Here is an 18,331-nt window from a genome sequence, read left to right as displayed (position 1 = left end):
TCCGTTTTCCATGTCGTTGATACGCCAACTCTGGTTGTTGCTGGCCGCGGTGCTGCTGCTCGCGATCGGCGGCGCCGTGAGCGTCAACCTGCTGTCCACCCGGGCCGTGCTGCAGACGCAGCTGGCCATGAAGAACAACGACACCGCCCAGGCGCTGGCGCTGGTGCTGTCGCAGCAGGGCGGCGACGACGAACTGATGAAGCTGGTGGTGGCCGCGCAGGCCGACACGGGCTTCTACCGGCGCATCGCGCTGGCGCGTGCCGATGGCGGCACCGGCATCGTCAGCGAGACGCCGGCCGGGCCGCTGCGGGCGCCGGGCTGGTTCACGGCACTGCTGCCCATCAGCTCCTCGCCGGGCGTGGCGCAGGTGTCGGACGGCTGGCGTTCGCTGGGCACGGTCACCGTGGTGTCGCACGACAGCTATGCCTACGACGAGCTGTGGCGCGGCGGCGTGCGGGCCAGCCTGGTGATGCTGGGCGTGGGCCTGGTGGCGGCGCTGCTGTCGCTGATGGTGGTGCGGCGCATCCGCGCGCCGCTGGAAGCCACGGTGCGGCAGGCGCAGGCGCTGGAGGACGGTCGCTACGTCATCGTGGACGAACCCAGCATGCCCGACCTGCGCCGCGTGGCCTCGGCCATGAACGGCATGGTGGTGCGGATGAAGGCGCTGTTCGAGGCGCAGGCCGCGCGGGCGGAGGCGCTGCGCCGCCAGGCCCATTGCGACCCGCTGACCGGCCTGCCGCACCGCTCGCATTTTCTCGGCCAGCTCGGCGCGCTGCAGCAGCGCGAGGACGGCGCCGACGGCGGTGGCCTGGTGCTGGTGCGGCTGGCCGACGTCACCGGCCTGAACCGGGCGGTGGGCCGCGACACCACCGACCGGGTGCTGGAGACCATTGCCCAGGTGCTGAGCACCTATCCCGAGCGGGTGGACGGCTGCCTGGCCGGCCGGCTGAACGGGTCGGACTTCGCGCTGGCGCTGCCCACGCCCGGCCTGGCGGCCGAGACGGCGGAATCCATCGCCGCGGCACTGCGCAGCAGCCTGCCCACCTACAGCGGCGCGGTGCGGGCTTTCATCGGCGCGGTGGAATGGCCGCGCGAAGCCAGCCCGGGCGCCCTGATGTCGCAGGCCGACCTGGCGCTTGCCCGGGCCGAGGCCGGCAAGCCCTACCACGCCGAGGTGCTGGACGGCAGCGCCGGCGCCGGCGGCCTGGGCGAGGGCGAACGGGCCTGGCGCGTGCAGCTGCTGTCCGCCATCGAGGACAAGGCCGGCCGCCTGCGCCTGGTGGCTTTCCCGGTGGTGGACCGCATGGGCCGGCGCCTGCACCTGGAGTGCCCGCTGCGGGTGCAGCTGCAGCCCGGTGGTGCCTACGAGCCGGCCGCGCGCTGGCTGCCGCTGGCGATGCGCAACCGGCTCACCGCGCTGTTCGATGCGGAGGCGGTGTCGCTGGCGCTGGCCGGCATCCAGGAAGACGGCGCGGCGCGGGCGGTCAACATCGCACCGGCCTCGGTGGCCGACAGCGGCTTCGTCGCCCACCTGCGCCAGCTGCTGGAAGACCGGCCGCGCTCGGCCGGCCAGCTGTGGCTGGAAGTGCCGGAGGCGGCGGCCGCCGACCAGTTCGATGCGGTGCAGGCCTTCGGCCGCACCGTGCGGCCACTGGGCGTGCGGCTGGGGCTGGAGCATGCCGGCGAGCGGCTGCACCGCATCGACCGGCTGTACGAGCTGGGGCTGGACTATGTGAAGCTGGATGCCTCGGTGTGCGCCGGCGTGGCCCACAGCGAGGCGGCGCAGGAGTTCCTGCGCAGCACCGTCGCGCTGCTGCATGCGATGTCGATGCAGGTGCAGGCCGAAGGCGTGGCCGACGACGCCGACGTGCGCACGCTGTGGCAATGCGGCGTGGACGGCGTCACCGGCCCTTGGGCGAGCCAGCAGGCCCCGGTCTAGATGTCGGCCGTGTGCAGGCCGAAGGCACCGGCGCGGCGGTCCTCGAAGTAGCGCTTGAGCGTCTCCCGCACGGTGCGGAAGGCGATCTCGTCCCAGGGGATCTCATCCTCGCGGAACAGCCGGGCCTCGATGCTTTCCGGGCCCGGGTTGAACACCGTGTCGGTCAGTCGCGCCAGGTAGTACATGTGCACCTGGCCCACCCGCATCACGTTCATCACGCTGAACAGCGGGCCCATCTCGATGTGGGCGCCGGCCTCTTCGTCCGTCTCCCGGGCGGCGCCCTGGGCGGTGGTCTCGCCCAGCTCCATGAAGCCGGCCGGCAGCGTCCAGAAGCCGTAGCGCGGCTCGATGTTGCGCTTGCACAGCAGCACCTGGTCGGCCCAGTAGGGCACGGTGCCCACCACGTTCAGCGGGTTCTCGTAGTGAACCGTGCCGCAGGACGGGCACACCGCGCGTTCGCGGTTGTCGTCGGGCGGAATGAGGTAGTTCACCGCGCTGCCGCAGGCGCGGCAGTGCTTGATCTTGTCGCGCTCGGTCAGCAGCATGGCGGCGGAGTTTAGCCGTGGGCAGTGGCATCATCCGGCGCTTCCCTTCGCAGCATCACAGCAAGGACATCATGGACTTTGTCGTACCTGCACCGGCCATCGCGGCCGTGCCCGTGGCCGGTGGCGGCCTGTTTCCGGTGCACCGCATCTACTGCGTCGGCCGCAACTATGCCGAGCATGCCCAGGAGATGGGCTTCAGCGGCCGCGAGCCGCCGTTCTTCTTCATGAAGCCCGCCGACGCCGTGGTGCCGGTGGCCGACGGCGAGACCGGCCAGGTCGAGTACCCCACGCTCACCGGCAACCTGCACCATGAGATCGAGTTGGTGGTGGCCATCGGCACCGGCGGGCGCGACATCGCCGCGGCCGATGCGGTCAAGCACATCTACGGCTATGCGGTGGGCCTGGACATGACCCGGCGCGACCTGCAGAACGAGATGAAGAAGCAGGGCCGACCCTGGAGCATCGGCAAGGGCTTCGAGCAGTCGGCGCCCATCGGCCCCATCCATCCCATCGCCCGCACCGGCGAACTGCTGAAGGGCGCCATCACCCTGCAGGTGAACGGCCAGCCGCGGCAGAAGGGCGACCTCACCGAGCTGATCTGGAGCGTGGCCGAGACCATCGAGACGCTGTCCAAGGCCTGGACCCTGCAGCCCGGCGACCTCGTCTTCACCGGCACGCCCGCCGGCGTGGGCGCCGTGGTGCGCGGCGACCTGATCGAGGGCAGCGTCGAGGGCCTGGGCAGCCTGCGGGTGCAGATCCGATGAGCGACGCGGCGCGTCCGGTCGACCTGGCGCTCTACGGCTACTTCCGCTCTTCGGCCTCGTACCGGGTGCGCATCGCGCTGGGGCTCAAGGGCCTGCCCTACGACTACCGGGCGGTGCACCTGGTGCGTAACGAGCAGCAAGGCCCCGCCTATGCAGCCCTGGCGCCCTCGCGCCTGGTGCCGGCGCTGTGCGCGGGCGACGCCACGCTCACCCAGTCGCTGGCCATCATCGAGTACCTGGACGAGACGCATCCGGAGCCACCGCTGCTGCCGCGCGATGCACTGGGCCGCGCGCGGGTGCGCTCGCTGGCGTTGGACGTGGCCTGCGAGATCCACCCCATCAACAACCTGAAGGTGCTGCGCTACCTGGTGCACGAGCTGAAGGTGTCGGAGGACGACAAGCTCCGCTGGATCCGCCACTGGGTGGAAACCGGCCTGCAGGCGGTGGAGCAGCAGCTGGCCGGCCACCCGGCCACCGGCCGCTTCTGCCACGGCGACACCCCCACGATGGCCGACTGCACCCTGGTGCCGCAGATCTTCAATGCGCAGCGCTTCGGCTGCCGGCTGGACCACGTGCCCACGGTGATGCGGGTGCACGAGGCCTGCATGCAACTGCCCGCCTTCGACCAGGCGCAGCCGGGAAACTGCCCCGATGCGGAGTGACCTGCTGGCCACCGGCCTGACGCCGGACTGGCCGGTGCCGCCCGGCGTCGGCGCCTGGATGAGCAGCCGCGAGGGCGGCGTCAGCCCCGGGCCGTGGCAGGGCCTGAACCTGGGCATGGCGGTGGGCGACGACCCGGCGGCGGTGGCCGAGAACCGCCGCCGCTTCGCCGAGGCCATCGGCGCGGCGCCGGTGTTCCTGCGCCAGGTGCATGGCCGCACCGTGCTGCGGCTGACCCCCGCGGACGCCCGGCGCAGCGAGCCGCTGGAAGCCGATGCCGCCTTCACAACGGAACCTGGCGTGGCCTGCACGGTGCAGGTGGCCGATTGCCTGCCGGTGCTGTTCGCCGCACCGCAGGGCCGCGGCGTGGCGGCCGCGCATGCCGGCTGGCGCGGCCTGGCCGGCGGAGTGCTCGATGCCACCGTGGCCGCCTTGTGCGACGCTGCCGGGTGCGGGCCGGACGCGCTTCAGGCCTGGCTGGGCCCGTGCATCGGGCCGCGGCAGTTCGAGGTGGGCGCGGAAGTGCTGCAGGCCTTCGGCGGCGACCCCGCCGGCGACCGCCGCTTCATCCCGCGCCGCCGGCCCGACGGCGAGTTGCGCTGGCTGGCCGACCTGCCCGCCCTGGCGCGGGAGCGACTGGCGGCATGTGGCGTCTCCGCCACGACCGGCGGTGCCTGGTGCACTGTCGAAGCACCGTCAAGGTTCTTTTCGTACCGGCGGGACGGCATCACCGGCCGCCTGGCCGCGGCCGTCTGGCTGCGCTGACGGCGCCCCGCCGTCGGTTCCTGCCGCTGCGGGCGGCAGCTCCTCCTGCAACGCCGTCTCCTGCAACGCCGCCTCCTGCGCGGCGGCCTGCGCCTCCCGCGCCAGCCGGGCCTGGCGCCGCATCGGCGTGCCCATCAGGTACATGACGATGGACAGCGGCAGCGCGCCGTAGAGCACGAAGGTGACCAGCGCGCCGAGCACCGTGCCCTGACTGCTGGTGGCCTCGGCGACCGCCATCATCAAGACGACGTACATCCAGGCAATCGCGACGAGGTACATATTAAGTAAACCTGCGTATTTCAGTAAGTGAAAAGTAAGCTCATCATGCAGAATTCTGAGGGTTCTGGAAGGGTGCGTTCGGTCACGAACCACCGGCCCCAACCCCCACAATCCAGCGATTGCAGTCGCTTCCCGACGGGTGGAGTCGTCGGGCCACCATGACGGAGACAAGACGATGGCAAAGCCTACCCCGACCCTGCCCCAACCCGTGGAGGGCGCGCAGGCGTTCGGGCACGCCCTGGGCGAGATCTGGAAGTCGATGTCCGGCCTCAAGCTGCCGGCCGACCGCATCAACCAGGTGCAGTCCGACTACCTGAAGCAGGCCACCGAGCTGTGGAACGACACGCTCACCCGCATGAACAGCGGCCTGGCCACCGCGGCGGCCGCCGCTGGGGATGCCGCGGCCAACCCGGCCGGCACGCTGGCCGCGCTGCGCGACCGCCGCTTCGCCGCCACCGAATGGGCCAAGAGCCCCGCGGCCGCCTACATCGCCCAGACCTACCTGCTGAATGCCCGCACGCTGATGCAGATGGCCGAGGCGGTGGAAGGCGACGCGAAGACCAAGGCCCGCCTGCGCTTCGCCGTGCAGCAGTGGATCGACGCGGCCGCGCCCAGCAACTGCCTGCCGCTGAATCCGGAGGCGCTGCGCAAGGCCATCGACTCGCAGGGCGAGAGCATCGCCACCGGCCTGCGGCAGCTGTGGAACGACGTGCGCCAGGGGCATGTGTCGCAGACGGATGAAAGTGCTTTCGAGGTGGGCCGCAACGTGGCCACGAGCGAGGGCGCCGTCGTCTACGAGAACGAGTTTTTCCAGCTGCTCGAGTACAAGCCGCTGACGGCCAAGGTGTATGAGCGGCCGATGCTGTTCGTGCCGCCGTGCATCAACAAGTTCTACATCCTGGACCTGCAGCCCGAGAACTCGCTGATCCGCTACTCGGTGGAGCAGGGCCACCGCACCTTCGTGATGAGCTGGCGCAATCCGGATGCGTCGCTGGCCGCCAAGACCTGGGACGACTACATCGAGCATGGCGCGCTAACCGCCATCGCCGCGGTGCAGGACATCACCGGCGCCGACACCTTCGACATGCTGGGCTTCTGCGTCGGCGGCACCATCCTCAGCACCGCGCTGGCCGTGCTGGCCGCGCGGGGCGAGCAGCCCGCCGCCAGCCTCACGCTGCTGACCACGCTGCTGGACTTCAGCGACACCGGCGTGCTCGACCTCTTCGTCGACGAGGCCGCGGTGCAGCTGCGCGAGCTGACGCTGGGCGAGGCCGCACCCGCCGGCCCCAAGCTGCTGAAGGGCCAGGAGCTGGCCACCACCTTCAGCTTCCTGCGGCCGAACGACCTGGTATGGAACTACGTGGTGGGCAACTACCTCAAGGGAGAAGCCCCGCCGCCATTCGACCTGCTGTACTGGAACAGCGACTCCACCAACCTGCCCGGCCCGATGTACTGCTGGTACCTGCGCCACACCTACCTGCAGGACGAGCTGAAGGTGCCCGGCAAGCTCACCGTGTGTGGCGAGCAGATCGACCTCGGCCGCATCGAGGCGCCGGTGTACGTCTACGGCTCTCGCGAGGACCACATCGTGCCGTGGACCTCCGCCTTCCAGTCCCTCAAGATCCTTTCCGGCCCGAAGCGATTCGTCCTTGGCGCATCGGGCCACATCGCCGGCGTCATCAACCCGCCGGCCAAGAAGAAGCGCAGCCACTGGATCGGCAGTACGGATCCGGTGCCCGCCAGCGCGGACGACTGGTTCGCCGACGCCCAGGAGCACCCGGGCAGCTGGTGGACCGACTGGTCCGCCTGGCTCGCGCAGCACGCTGGCAAACAAGTTGCAGCACCGAAGTCCTACGGCAGCCGCACCCACAAGGTCATCGAACCTGCCCCCGGCCGCTACGTCAAGCAAAAGGCCTGACGGCGCCCGGTTCCAGCATTCCATCCACACCGGTCCATACAGGAGACATCCCATGACCGACATCGTCATCGTCGCCGCCGCCCGAACTGCCGTGGGCAAGTTCGGTGGTTCCCCTCTCGAAGATCGCCGCGCCCGAACTCGGCGCCACGGTGATCGCCGCCCTGCTGGAGCGTGCGCGCCTGGCCGGCGACCAGATCAACGAAGTGATCCTTGGCCAGGTGCTGACCGCCGGCTCGGGCCAGAACCCGGCGCGCCAGAGCGTGATCAAGGGCGGCCTGCCGCAGAGCGTGCCGGCCCTCACCATCAACGCCGTGTGCGGCTCCGGCCTGAAGGCCGTGATGCTGGGCGCGCAGGCCATCCGCGACGGTGATTCCGAGATCGTCATCGCCGGCGGCCAGGAGAACATGAGCGCGTCGCCGCACGTGCTGATGGGCTCGCGCGACGGCCAGCGCATGGGCGACTGGAAGATGGTCGACACCATGATCAACGATGGCCTGTTCGACGTGTACAACCGCTACCACATGGGCATCACCGCCGAGAACGTGGCCAAGAAGTACGAAATCAGCCGCGAGAAGCAGGACGCCTTCGCCCTGGCCTCGCAGCAGAAGGCCGTGGCCGCGCAGGAAGCCGGCAAGTTCAAGGACGAGATCGTGCCGGTGAGCATCCCGCAGAAGAAGGGCGACCCGGTGCTCTTCGATGCCGACGAGTTCATCAACAAGAAGACCACCGCCGAAGCCCTGGCCGGCCTGCGTCCCGCTTTCGACAAGGCCGGCTCGGTGACCGCCGGCAATGCTTCGGGCATCAACGACGGCGCCGCCGGCGTGGTGCTGATGACGGCCAAGAAGGCCGAGCAGCTCGGCCTGACGCCGCTGGCCCGCCTGGCCAGCTACGCCACCGTCGCGCTCGACCCGGCCTACATGGGCATGGGCCCGGTGCCCGCCTCGCAGAAGGCGCTGCAGCGCGCCGGCTGGAAGGCGCAGGACCTCGACCTGCTGGAGATCAATGAAGCCTTCGCTGCACAGGCCTGCGCCGTCAACAACGAGATGGGCTGGGACCTGAGCAAGGTCAACGTCAATGGCGGCGCCATCGCCATCGGCCACCCGATCGGTGCGTCGGGCTGCCGCATCCTGGTGACGCTGCTGCACGAGATGCAGCGCCGCAACGCGAAGAAGGGCATCGCCAGTCTGTGCATCGGCGGCGGCATGGGCGTGGCCCTGACGGTCGAGCGCTGAAACACGGGTAAGCCCGGGATGTCGCCCGGGCGACAACGGACATAGTGATGCATCGGCGGACGATGCAAGAGGAGATATCGAATGGCAGCACAGAAAGTGGCGTACGTGACGGGTGGCATGGGTGGCATCGGCACCTCGATGTGCCAGCGCCTGCACAAGGACGGCTTCAAGGTCATCGCCGGCTGCGGCCCGAGCCGTGACTTCAAGAAGTGGCTCGATGAGCAGGCAGCGCTGGGCTACACCTTCTACGCCTCGGTGGGCAACGTGGCCGACTGGGATTCCACCGTCGCCGCCTTCGACAAGGTGAAGGCCGAGCACGGCCAGATCAGCGTGCTGGTGAACAACGCCGGCATCACCCGCGACGGCCAGTTCCGCAAGATGAGCCTGGCCGACTGGCAGGCGGTGATGTCCACCAACCTCGACAGCATGTTCAACGTCACCAAGCAGGTGATCGACGGCATGCTGGACCAGGGCTGGGGCCGCATCATCAACATCTCGTCGGTCAATGGCGAGAAGGGCCAGTTCGGCCAGACCAACTACTCGGCGGCCAAGGCCGGCATGCACGGCTTCACCATGGCGCTGGCGCAGGAGGTGGCTTCCAAGGGCGTGACGGTGAACACCGTGAGCCCGGGCTACATTGCCACCGACATGGTCAAGGCCATCCGCCAGGACGTGCTGGACAAGATCATCAGCACCATCCCCATCAAGCGCCTGGGCACGCCGGAGGAAATCGCCTCCATCGTGGCCTGGCTGGCGGGCGAGGAGTCCGGCTTTGCCACCGGCGCCGACTTCAGCTGCAACGGCGGCCTGCACATGGGCTGAGCCATTGACAAGGCGCGGGCGCCGGGGCCCCCGGTTTGCCAAGCAAGCCCGCCAAGTGCGGGCTTTTTCAATGCCGCCTGACAGCCACAGTCAACCAGGAGTACCGCGATGAAGCCCCGCCCGCATGAAGAACAGGACGTGCCGCCGAACCAGCCTGGCTCACCCCCGGTGGAGCCCGACGACGGCCAGGTGCCGATGCCCAACGACCCGGCCGAACCGGAGTTCGACCCGCAGCACCCGGAGCCCTGAGCTTCAGGCGATCAACCGCCGCGGCGCGAGGTAGGCCTGCCGGTAGATCTCGAACGGCATCGTGTCGGCCGCCTCGATGGCCTTCTGCTCCTCCACCGACTGCTCGGCCAGGGCGCGGAAGTGCGCCGCCATCTCCGGCGGATAGGGCAGGGCCAGCATGGCCCGCTGCGTCCGCAGCGACTGGGCGCGGGCGAATCCGATGAACGAGCCGTCGTGCTCCTGGCGCAGGGCCTGCAGCACCCGGGCCGAAGGCAGTGAATCGGGCTGCGACCAGGCGGTGACGGCGGCAGCCACCGCCTCCCGGTAGTCGCTGCCGGCGCCGGTGGCAGCGTCCAGCGCCTGGGCGATGGGGCCGCACTCGGCCAGCACCTCGTCGCCCCAGTCGGCCAGTTTCACCTCGCGGCCGCCGCGCTCCAGCGTCAGCCCCGGCTCGCGGCCGCGGGCCGCCGTGCGGTGCTGGTTGCGCGCCAGCGCGGCAATCTCGTCGGGCGTGTCGTTCGGGCTGTCCTGCAGCAGGCAGTGCATCAGGAACACGTCCAGGAAGCGCGCGGTGGCCGCATCGATGCCGGCGGGCAAGAACGGATCGAGGTCCATGCAGCGCACTTCCACGTACTCCACGCCGCGCTCGCGCAGCGCATGCAGCGGTCGCTCGCCCGGGAAGATCACGCGCTTGGGCCGGATGGTGCCGTAGAACTCGTTCTCGATCTGCAGCAGCGTGGTGGCCAGTTGGTTGTAGTCGCCGCCCGGGTTGCGGATGCCCACCGCCTCGTACGCAGGGTAGGGCTTGGTCAGCGCCTCCTGCAGGCTGGCGCCGTAGCCTTCCAGCGAGTTGTAGCTCACCGACAGCGACGCCTGCGCGTCGCTCTGGTAGCCCAGCCGGCCCATGCGCAGCGAGGTGCCATGGGGCATGTGCAGGGTGCGTTCGGTCAGCGGCTGCAGCTCGTGCTGGCGGCCTTCCACGAAGCTGGCGCAGACCGCGGGCGAGGCGCCGAACAGCACCAGCAGCACGAAGGACTGGCGGCGGAAGTTGCGGATCAGCGCGAAGTACTCGTCGTTGCTCAGGCCCGGCAGCGACCAGTTGTAGTGGATGCCCGAGATGGTCTGCATGCGCCGGCCGTAGCGGTGGCCCAGGCCCATGCGGTACACGCTCTTGGCACGGCCGACGTTGCTGCTGCCGTAGCGGCCCAGCGGAATCGTCTCGTCGGTGGGCAGGCCGCAGGGCATGCTGGAGACCCACATCATCTCGTCGCCCGCCTCCGCCATCACGTGGTAGGTGAACTGGTGGATGCGGGTGAGCTCGTCGATGGCGGCCTGGGCGTCCTGATGCACGCCGGTCACCAGTTCCAGTTGCGACTCGCTGAAGTCGGTGGTGATGTGCGGATTGGTCAGCGCCGAACCCAGCCCGGCCGGGTGGGGCGTGAGCGCCAGGGCGCCATCGGGCTGCGCGCGCAGGCTCTCTTTTTCGATGCCGCGCTTGATGGCCGCCAGGCGGGCAGGCGCGATGTCCTGCAGGCGTTGTTGCAGTCGGTTCATGGGCGGTCCGTTGTTGTTCGTGGGCTGGCGCGGTGGCCCGGCTCAGGTCGGCAGGGGCGCCACCGCGTCGAGCAGTTCGCTTTCGATCTGCAACTGTGCCTTGGATCGCTGCAACGCGCTGCCGTCCACCAGAAAGGTGTCTTCCACGCGCTCGCCCAGGGTGCTGATCTTGGCCAGCTGCAGGTTGATCTGGTGGCGCGCCAGCACCCGGGCGATGGCATACAGCAGGCCCGAGCGGTCGCTGGTGCTGACGGACAGCAGCCAGCGCTGCGCGCGCTCGTCGGGCCGCAGCGAGACCCGCGGCACGATGGGAAAGCTCTTGACCCGGCGCGACACCCGGCCGCGGCTGGGCTCGGGCAGCTGGCCGGTGCTCTGCAGCGCCTTCATCAGCTGCACCTCCACCAGCGAGATCAGGTCGCGGTAGCTGGAAGGCGTGTTGTCCATCTGCGGATGCACCACCTGGAAGGTGTCCAGCGCATAGCCGCTGCGCGTGGTGTGCACCTTGGCGTCCTGGATGTTGAAGCCCGCGCCGTCGAAGTAGCCGCAGATGCGGGCGAAGAGGTCGGCCCGGTCGGGGGCATACACCAGCACCTGCAGGCCTTCGCCCACCGACGAGGCCCTGGCCCGCACCACCGGATCGGTGGCGGCCAGGTGGCGCCAGAGCATGCGCGCATGCCAGGCGATGTCGATGGCGTCGTGGCGGGTGAAGTAGCCGAGGTCCAGCGTGGCCCACAGCGGTGCCTCGGTCTCGGGCAGCTGCGAGGCCAGGGCCAGCAGCGCGCGGGCCTCCGCCTTGCGCGCCTCGATCTCGGCATCGACATTGGGCTTGGCGCCGCCCAGCGCCCGCAGCGTGAAGCGGTAGCAGTCCTCCAGCAGCTTGCCCTTCCAGGCGTTCCACACCTTGGGGCTGGTGCCGCGGATGTCGGCCACCGTCAGCAGGTACAGCGCGGTGAGGGTGCGCTCGTCGCGCACCAGCGCCGCGAAGCGCTGGATCACGTCGGGGTCGGACAGGTCTTCCTTCTGCGCGGTGCGGCTGAGCGTCAGGTGGTGCTTGACCAGGAACTCGATCAGCTGGGCGTCATGGCGCTCGATGCCGTGGTCGCGGCAGAAGCGCCGCACCTCCACCGCGCCCAGGTCGGAGTGGTCGCCGCCGCGGCCCTTGGCCACGTCGTGGAACAGCGCGGCCACGTACAGCACCCAGGGCCGGTCGAACTGCGAGGCCAGCTGCGAGCAGAACGGGTACTCGTGGGCATGCTCGGGGATGAAGAAGCGCCGCACGTTACGCAGCACCATCAGGATGTGCTGGTCGACCGTGTACACATGGAACAGGTCGTGCTGCATCTGGCCGACGATGCGGCGGAACACCCACAGGTAGCGGCCCAGCACCGAGGTCTGGTTCATCAGCCGGAAGGCATGCGTCTGGCCGCCCGGCTCGCGCAGGATCTGCATGAAGCGCGTGCGGTTCACCGGGTCGTGCCGGAAGGCCGTGTTCATCACGTTGCGCGCGTTGTACAGCGCCCGCAGCGTGCGGGCCGACAGGCCCTTGACGCCCACCGTCTGCTGGTAGACCAGGAAGGTCTCCAGCACCGCATGCGGGTCGCGTAGGTAGAGGTCGTCGCTGGCCACTTCCAGCATGCCGGCGCGGTCGAAGAAGCGGCCGTTGATCGGTCGCATCGGCAGGTCTTCCGAGCCGTTGATGCGCTCCTCGATGTTCAGCATCAGGATCTGGCTGAGCTGGCTCACCGCCTTGGCCGCCCAGTAGTAGCGGCGCATCAGCACTTCCGAGGCGCGCTGCCCGCCCGAGGAGCGATAGCCGAAGCTCTCGGCCACGGCCGTCTGCAGGTCGAACACCAGCCGGTCCTCGCGCCGGCCCGCCACCACGTGCAGCCGCGCGCGGATCAGCTTGAGCAGGCCTTCGTTGCGCTGCAGCTGCTTCACCTCGAAGGGCGTGATCAGGCCGTTGGCCGCCAGCTCGCTCCAGGTGCGGCCCAGGCCGGCCGCGCGGGCCACCCACACCACCATCTGCAGGTCGCGCAGGCCGCCCGGGCTTTCCTTGCAGTTGGGCTCCAGCGAGTAGGGCGTGTCCTCGTACTTCACATGCCGCTGCTGCATCTCCAGCGACTTGGCGCGCAGGAAGGCCTTGGGCTCCATCGCCGTGCCGATGTCGGTGCGGAAGGCCTGGAACAGCCGCTTGGCGCCGCACACGTAGCGCGACTCCAGCAGCGCCGTCTGCACCGTCACGTCGCGCGCGGCCTCGGCCACGCATTCCGCCACCGTGCGCACCGACGAGCCGATCTCCAGCCCGATGTCCCAGCAGGCGGTGATGAAGCCTTCCACCGACGAGCGCAGCGCATCGTTGGCGCCCAGTGCACTGTCGGCCGGCAGCAGCACCAGCACGTCCACGTCGGAGTAGGGGAACAGCTCGCCGCGGCCATAGCCGCCCACGGCCACCAGCGTGGCGCCCGGCGGCATGCCGGCATGCAGCCACAGGTCGGCCAGCGTGGCATCGGCATGGCGGGTGAGGCCGCGGATCAACCGCATGGCCGCGGGCGTGGTGGCCCGCGACTGGCGGAAGTGCTCGATCAACTGCTGCTTGGTGTCGCGGAAGCGTTGCCGCAGTGCGCCGACCCCGCCCGGCGCCGGCGCTGCGTTCAAGCGGGCGGACATGCGGTCAGGCCGAGACGGCCTTGGCTTCCGTGATGAAGGCCGGCGGAGGCGGCGTGCCGGCGGACTGCGTGAGGATCTCGTAGCCGGTCTCGGTGACCAGCACCGTGTGCTCCCACTGCGCGGACAGCGAGCGGTCCTTGGTGACGATGGTCCAGCCATCGCCCATCTCGCGGATCTCGCGCTTGCCGGCGTTGATCATCGGCTCGATGGTGAAGATCATGCCGGCCTTTAGTTCTTCCAGCGTGCCCGGGCGGCCATAGTGCAGCACCTGAGGCTCCTCGTGGAACTTGCTGCCGATGCCGTGGCCGCAGAACTCGCGCACGATGGAGAAGCCCTGGTTCTCGGCGAAGGTCTGGATGGCGTGGCCGATGTCGCCCAGCCGCGCGCCGGGCCTGACCTTGGCGATGCCCTTCCACATGGCGTCGAAGGTGATGCTGCACAGCCGCTTGGCCGCGATGGAGCCCTCGCCCACGATGAACATGCGGCTGGTGTCGCCGTGCCAGCCGTCCTTGATGACGGTGACGTCGATGTTGACGATGTCCCCGTTCTTCAGCGGCCGGTCGTTCGGGATGCCGTGGCACACCTGGTGGTTGATCGAGGTGCAGATCGACTTCGGGTAGGGCGTGTAGCCCGGCGGCGCATAGTTCAGCGGCGCGGGGATGGCCCCCTGCACGTTCACGATGTGGTCGTGCGCCAGCTTGTCCAGGTGTTCGGTGGACACGCCCGGCTTGACGTGCTCGGTGAGCATGTCCAGCACCTCGGAGGCCAGGCGCCCGGCGATGCGCATGCCTTCGATGTCGGCGCCGGTTTTGAGGGTGATCGTCATGGCGCGGGATTATCCCATCGAGCTTCTAGAATCGCCGGCTCGCTTCCAGTCCCCCTGCCGCCGCCCCTGGCGCACTCACATGGCTGCCGTCTTGCCCACTTCTTCCAAGCATCTTTTGCATTTCGAGGGCGGCAACGCCTTGTCGCCCTTCCGTGCACAAGCGTTGCTGGCCCGGCTTGCGGCCATCAGCCCGCGCATCACCGGCGTGGCCGCGCGCCATGTGCACTGGGTGTGGAGTGATTCGCCGCTGGACGCCGCCACGCAGGACAAGCTGGCCGCGCTGCTGACCTATGGCGACGCCTACGCCGGCCCGGCAGACCGCGGCAGCGAGGGCCCGGCCATCGTGGTGATGCCGCGGCTGGGCACCGTCAGCCCCTGGGCCAGCAAGGCCACCGACATCGCGCACAACTGCGGCATCGCCATCCACCGGGTGGAGCGTGTCACCGAATACCGGCTGACGCTGAAGACCGGCCTGCTCGGCGGCAGCAAGCCGCTGACCGAGGCCGAACTGCAGTCCGCTGCCGCGCTGCTGCACGACCGCATGACCGAGAACGTGGCCTTCGAGCGTGAGGCCGCCGCCCACCTGTTCGACGAGCAGCCGGCCAAGCCGCTGGTGCACGTGGACGTGCTGGGCGCCGGGCGCGGCGCGCTGGTGCAGGCCAACGGCGAGTTCGGACTGGCGCTGTCGGACGACGAGATTGACTACCTGGTCAACGCCTTCCAGAACCTCGGCCGCAACCCCAGCGACGTCGAGCTGATGATGTTCGCGCAGGCCAACTCCGAGCACTGCCGCCACAAGATCTTCAATGCCGACTTCACCATCGACGGCGAGCGCCAGCCGGTGTCGATGTTCGGCATGATCCGCCATACCGAGAAGACCAGCCCGCAGGCCACCGTCATCGCCTACAACGACAACGCGGCGGTGATGGAAGGCGGCGAGATCGAGCGCTGGGCGCCCGAGGGCTACACCAACGCGCCGCAGTACGGTGCGCGCCGCGAGCTGTCGCATGTGCTGATGAAGGTGGAGACGCACAACCATCCGACGGCCATCTCGCCCTTCCCGGGTGCGTCCACCGGCGCCGGCGGCGAGATCCGCGACGAAGGCGCCACCGGCCGCGGCGCCAAGCCCAAGGCCGGCCTCACCGGCTTCTCGGTCAGCAACCTGAACCTGCCCGAGACCGACGAGCCCTGGGAACGCCAGCCCTACGGCAAGCCCGAGCACATCGCCAGCGCACTCGACATCATGATCGAGGGTCCGCTGGGCGGCGCCGCCTTCAACAACGAGTTTGGCCGGCCCGCGCTGGGCGGCTACTTCCGTGTGTACGAGCAGACGGTGGACGGCCTGCGCCGCGGCTACCACAAGCCCATCATGATCGCCGGCGGCCTGGGCGCCATCCGCGCCGACCAGACGAAGAAGCTGCCCTTCGGCCCCGGCACGCTGCTGATCCAGCTGGGCGGCCCGGGCATGCGCATCGGCATGGGCGGCGGTGCCGCCAGCTCGATGGCGGCGGGCACCAACGTGGCTGCGCTGGACTTCGACTCGGTGCAGCGTGGCAACCCGGAGATCGAGCGCCGCGCGCAGGAAGTGATCAACCATTGCTGGGCCCTGGGCGACAGCAACCCCATCATGGCCATCCACGACGTGGGCGCGGGCGGCATCAGCAATGCCTTTCCCGAGCTGGTGGACGGCGCGGGCCAGGGCGCCACCTTCGACCTGCGCAAGGTGCCGCTGGAAGAAACCGGCCTGGCGCCCAAGGAAGTGTGGTGCAACGAGAGCCAGGAGCGCTACGTCATCGCGCTGGACCCGGCCGGCTTGCCGCTGTTCGAGGCGATGGCCGAGCGTGAGCGCTGCCCGTTCGCCGTGGTGGGCGTGGCCACCAGCGACCGCGAGCTGGTGCTGGAAGACGGCCCCGGCGGCGAGCGTGTGATCGACATGCCGATGGACGTGCTGCTGGGCAAGCCGCCCAAGATGCACCGCGACGTGCAGCGCGTGGCGCGCACGCTGGCGCCGCTCGACCTGGGCGCCGTGACGCTGGAACAGGCCGCGCTGGACGTGCTGCGCCACCCCACCGTGGCCAGCAAGCGGTTCCTCATCACCATCGGCGACCGCACGGTGGGGGGCCTGAGCCACCGCGACCAGATGGTCGGCCCCTGGCAGGTGCCGGTGGCCGACTGCGCGGTGACGCTGGCCGATTACGCCGGCTTCCGCGGCGAGGCGATGGCCATGGGCGAGCGCACGCCGCTGGCCGCGCTGGACGCACCCGCCTCCGGCCGCATGGCGGTGGCCGAGGCCATCACCAACCTGCTGGCCGCGCCGCTGGACCTGCCGCGCGTCAAGCTCAGCTGCAACTGGATGGCCGCCTGCGGCGAGCCGGGCGAAGACGCCGCGCTGTACGACACCGTCAAGGCCGTGGGCCTGGCGCTGTGCCCGGCCCTGGGCATCGGGGTGCCGGTGGGCAAGGATTCGCTGTCGATGCGCACCCGCTGGAGCGAAGGCGGGCAGGGCAAGCAGGTGGTGGCGCCGGTGTCGCTGGTGGTCACCGCATTCGCCACGCTGGACGACGTACGGGGCACGCTCACGCCGCAGCTGCAGCCGGGCGACACCACCCTGATCCTGGTCGACCTGGGCCAGGGCCGGCGCCGCATGGGCGGCAGCATCCTGGCGCAGACGCTGCAGCAGTTCGGCGACGCGGTGCCCGACGTGGACGACCCGGCCCAGCTCAAGGCGCTGGTGGCTGCCATCAATGCGCTGCGGGCCGACGGCAAGCTGCTGGCCTACCACGACCGCAGCGACGGCGGCCTGTGGGCGGCGGCCTGCGAGATGGCCTTCGCCGGCCACCTGGGCCTGAGCCTGAACGTCGACCTGCTGGTGACCGAAGGCGACGGCATCTCCGACAGCCGCGCCGAATACGGCGACTCCAAGAACTGGGCCACCCAGGTCAGCGCGCGCCGCACCGAGCTGACGCTGCAGGCGCTGTTCAACGAAGAGCTGGGCGCCGTCATCCAGGTGAAGACCGAGGACCGCGACGCGGTGATGGCGACGCTGCGCGCCCACGGCCTGAGCCGCCACAGCCATGTGATCGGCAAGCCCAACACCAAGGGCGTGGTGGAGGTGTACCGCGATGCCAAGGCGGTGTTCAGCGCGCCGCTGCAGCAGCTGCACCAGGCCTGGGACGAGGTGAGCTGGCGCATCGCCCGCCTGCGCGACAACCCGGCCTGCGCCGATGCCGAGCATGCGGCTGTTGGCGCGCCCGACGACGCCGGCCTGAGCCAGCACCTGACCTTCGACCCGGTCGAGGCCGTGACGCAGATGGCGCCGCTGGTGGGCATCGGCGGCGCGAAGCCGAAGATGGCCATCCTGCGCGAGCAGGGCGTCAACAGCCATGTCGAGATGAGCTATGCGATGTCGCTGGCCGGCTTCGACACCTTCGACGTGCACATGAGCGACCTGCAGTCCGGCCGCGCGCGGCTCGACCAGTTCCAGGGCTTCGTGGCCTGCGGCGGCTTCAGCTACGGCGACACGCTGGGTGCCGGCGAAGGCTGGGCACGCTCCATCCTGTTCAATCCGCAGCTGGCCGAGGCCTTCGCGGCCTTCTTCGGCCGCACCGACACGCTGGCGCTGGGCGTGTGCAACGGCTGCCAGATGCTGGCGGCGCTGTCGTCCATCATCCCGGGCGCCGATGCCTGGCCCAAGTTCACCCGCAACAAGAGCGAGCAGTTCGAGGCGCGGCTGTCGATGGTGGAGGTGCTGCAGAGCCCCAGCGTGTTCTTCACCGGCATGGCCGGCAGCAAGCTGCCGATCGTGGTGTCGCACGGCGAGGGATTTGCCGACTTCTCGCAGCGCGGCGACGCGGCGCGGGTGCAGCGCGCCATGCGCTTCATCGATGCCCAGGGCCAGCCGACCGAGGCCTACCCGGCCAACCCCAATGGCAGCCCCGACGGCCTGACCTCGGTGACCACGCCGGACGGCCGCTTCACCGCGCTGATGCCGCATCCGGAGCGGGTGTTCCGCAACGTGCAGATGAGCTGGACGCCCGGCGACGTGTCGGCGCACAGCCCGTGGCTGCGGATGTTCCACAACGCGCGCAGGGCGCTCGGCTAGACGGCGGCCCGCAAAGCGCGCTGCGCTTGC

General features: G+C 69.8%; 13 protein-coding genes and 1 pseudogene. 9 read left to right on the top strand and 5 right to left on the bottom strand.

The annotated features are described in order from the left end of the window. Positions 1-10: 10 nt before the first annotated feature. A complete protein-coding gene (locus LRS14_RS07915) occupies positions 11-1,939 on the top strand; it encodes an EAL domain-containing protein (RefSeq protein ID WP_257799172.1) in 1,929 nt (642 codons plus the stop codon). On the opposite strand, the gene LRS14_RS07910 is transcribed toward LRS14_RS07915, so the two are convergent. Further along, positions 1,936-2,478 carry an NUDIX hydrolase gene (locus tag LRS14_RS07910; protein WP_046112428.1) on the bottom strand — a complete coding sequence of 181 codons (543 nt, stop codon included), beginning with the start codon at positions 2,476-2,478 and terminating at the stop codon, positions 1,936-1,938. The genes LRS14_RS07915 and LRS14_RS07910 overlap by 4 nt on opposite strands. Positions 2,479-2,555: 77 nt before the next feature. On the opposite strand from LRS14_RS07910, the gene LRS14_RS07905 reads away from it, so the two are divergent. From LRS14_RS07905 to pgeF, 3 genes are read left to right on the top strand one after another with little or no spacing between them, the layout of a single operon-like run. Continuing rightward, positions 2,556-3,248, top strand: coding sequence for a fumarylacetoacetate hydrolase family protein (locus LRS14_RS07905; protein WP_257799171.1), 693 nt, complete (start codon positions 2,556-2,558; stop codon positions 3,246-3,248). A gap of 23 nt (positions 3,249-3,271) precedes the next feature. Further along, positions 3,272-3,910 (top strand): maleylacetoacetate isomerase, encoded by a 639-nt coding sequence (gene maiA, locus LRS14_RS07900; protein WP_046112426.1) that lies wholly within the window; start codon positions 3,272-3,274, stop codon positions 3,908-3,910. Further along, on the top strand, positions 3,900-4,673 hold the full coding sequence (gene pgeF / locus LRS14_RS07895; protein ID WP_257799169.1) for a peptidoglycan editing factor PgeF: 774 nt from the start codon (positions 3,900-3,902) through the stop codon (positions 4,671-4,673). The genes maiA and pgeF overlap by 11 nt, the downstream gene beginning before the upstream one ends. On the opposite strand, the gene LRS14_RS07890 is transcribed toward pgeF, so the two are convergent. After that, positions 4,605-4,952 (bottom strand): hypothetical protein, encoded by a 348-nt coding sequence (locus LRS14_RS07890; protein WP_257799168.1) that lies wholly within the window; start codon positions 4,950-4,952, stop codon positions 4,605-4,607. The genes pgeF and LRS14_RS07890 overlap by 69 nt on opposite strands. A gap of 175 nt (positions 4,953-5,127) precedes the next feature. Between LRS14_RS07890 and phaC the strand changes: the two genes are divergently transcribed. The 4 genes and pseudogenes from phaC (at position 5,128) to LRS14_RS07870 (ending at position 9,173) form a co-directional block, all read left to right on the top strand. Beyond that, positions 5,128-6,870, top strand: coding sequence for a class I poly(R)-hydroxyalkanoic acid synthase (gene phaC / locus LRS14_RS07885; protein WP_310740811.1), 1,743 nt, complete (start codon positions 5,128-5,130; stop codon positions 6,868-6,870). Between the two features lie 52 nt (positions 6,871-6,922). Continuing rightward, a pseudogene (locus tag LRS14_RS07880) lies at positions 6,923-8,102 on the top strand (acetyl-CoA C-acetyltransferase). Positions 8,103-8,183: 81 nt separating this feature from the next. After that, a complete protein-coding gene (gene phbB / locus LRS14_RS07875; protein ID WP_046112349.1) occupies positions 8,184-8,924 on the top strand; it encodes an acetoacetyl-CoA reductase in 741 nt (246 codons plus the stop codon). Between the two features lie 108 nt (positions 8,925-9,032). Next, on the top strand, positions 9,033-9,173 hold the full coding sequence (locus LRS14_RS07870; RefSeq protein ID WP_157039493.1) for a hypothetical protein: 141 nt from the start codon (positions 9,033-9,035) through the stop codon (positions 9,171-9,173). Positions 9,174-9,176: 3 nt separating this feature from the next. Here LRS14_RS07870 and gshA read toward each other — a convergent pair whose 3' ends face one another. The 3 genes from gshA to map are packed head-to-tail and all read right to left on the bottom strand — an operon-like array spanning position 9,177 to position 14,199. Continuing rightward, positions 9,177-10,706 (bottom strand): glutamate--cysteine ligase, encoded by a 1,530-nt coding sequence (gene gshA / locus LRS14_RS07865; RefSeq protein WP_257799167.1) that lies wholly within the window; start codon positions 10,704-10,706, stop codon positions 9,177-9,179. 42 nt (positions 10,707-10,748) lie between these two features. Beyond that, a complete protein-coding gene (locus LRS14_RS07860) occupies positions 10,749-13,373 on the bottom strand; it encodes a [protein-PII] uridylyltransferase (RefSeq protein WP_046112347.1) in 2,625 nt (874 codons plus the stop codon). A gap of 4 nt (positions 13,374-13,377) precedes the next feature. Next, positions 13,378-14,199, bottom strand: a complete 822-nt coding sequence (gene map, locus LRS14_RS07855; RefSeq protein WP_046112346.1) for a type I methionyl aminopeptidase — start codon at positions 14,197-14,199, stop codon at positions 13,378-13,380. A 79-nt stretch (positions 14,200-14,278) separates the two neighbouring features. Here map and purL point away from each other — a divergent pair, with 79 nt between their 5' ends. Beyond that, on the top strand, positions 14,279-18,301 hold the full coding sequence (gene purL / locus LRS14_RS07850; protein WP_257799166.1) for a phosphoribosylformylglycinamidine synthase: 4,023 nt from the start codon (positions 14,279-14,281) through the stop codon (positions 18,299-18,301). The last annotated feature ends 30 nt before the right edge of the window (positions 18,302-18,331 follow it).

The sequence above is a fragment of the Aquincola sp. J276 genome, from assembly GCF_024700035.1.
GTDB classification, from domain to species: Bacteria; Pseudomonadota; Gammaproteobacteria; order Burkholderiales; family Burkholderiaceae_C; genus Aquincola; species Aquincola tertiaricarbonis.
The sequence above is the reverse complement of the archived record's forward strand: the minus strand, read 5'-3'. Positions and strand labels throughout refer to the sequence as shown.

Coding starts and splice junctions, on each gene's coding strand:
- LRS14_RS07915 (WP_257799172.1), top strand. CDS start 11: ATGTCGTTGATACGCCAACTCTGGTTGTTGCTGGCCGCGGTGCTGCTG.
- LRS14_RS07905 (WP_257799171.1), top strand. CDS start 2,556: ATGGACTTTGTCGTACCTGCACCGGCCATCGCGGCCGTGCCCGTGGCC.
- pgeF (WP_257799169.1), top strand. CDS start 3,900: ATGCGGAGTGACCTGCTGGCCACCGGCCTGACGCCGGACTGGCCGGTG.
- LRS14_RS07890 (WP_257799168.1), bottom strand. CDS start 4,952: ATGTACCTCGTCGCGATTGCCTGGATGTACGTCGTCTTGATGATGGCG.
- phaC (WP_310740811.1), top strand. CDS start 5,128: ATGGCAAAGCCTACCCCGACCCTGCCCCAACCCGTGGAGGGCGCGCAG.
- phbB (WP_046112349.1), top strand. CDS start 8,184: ATGGCAGCACAGAAAGTGGCGTACGTGACGGGTGGCATGGGTGGCATC.
- LRS14_RS07870 (WP_157039493.1), top strand. CDS start 9,033: ATGAAGCCCCGCCCGCATGAAGAACAGGACGTGCCGCCGAACCAGCCT.
- gshA (WP_257799167.1), bottom strand. CDS start 10,706: ATGAACCGACTGCAACAACGCCTGCAGGACATCGCGCCTGCCCGCCTG.
- LRS14_RS07860 (WP_046112347.1), bottom strand. CDS start 13,373: ATGTCCGCCCGCTTGAACGCAGCGCCGGCGCCGGGCGGGGTCGGCGCA.
- map (WP_046112346.1), bottom strand. CDS start 14,199: ATGACGATCACCCTCAAAACCGGCGCCGACATCGAAGGCATGCGCATC.
- purL (WP_257799166.1), top strand. CDS start 14,279: ATGGCTGCCGTCTTGCCCACTTCTTCCAAGCATCTTTTGCATTTCGAG.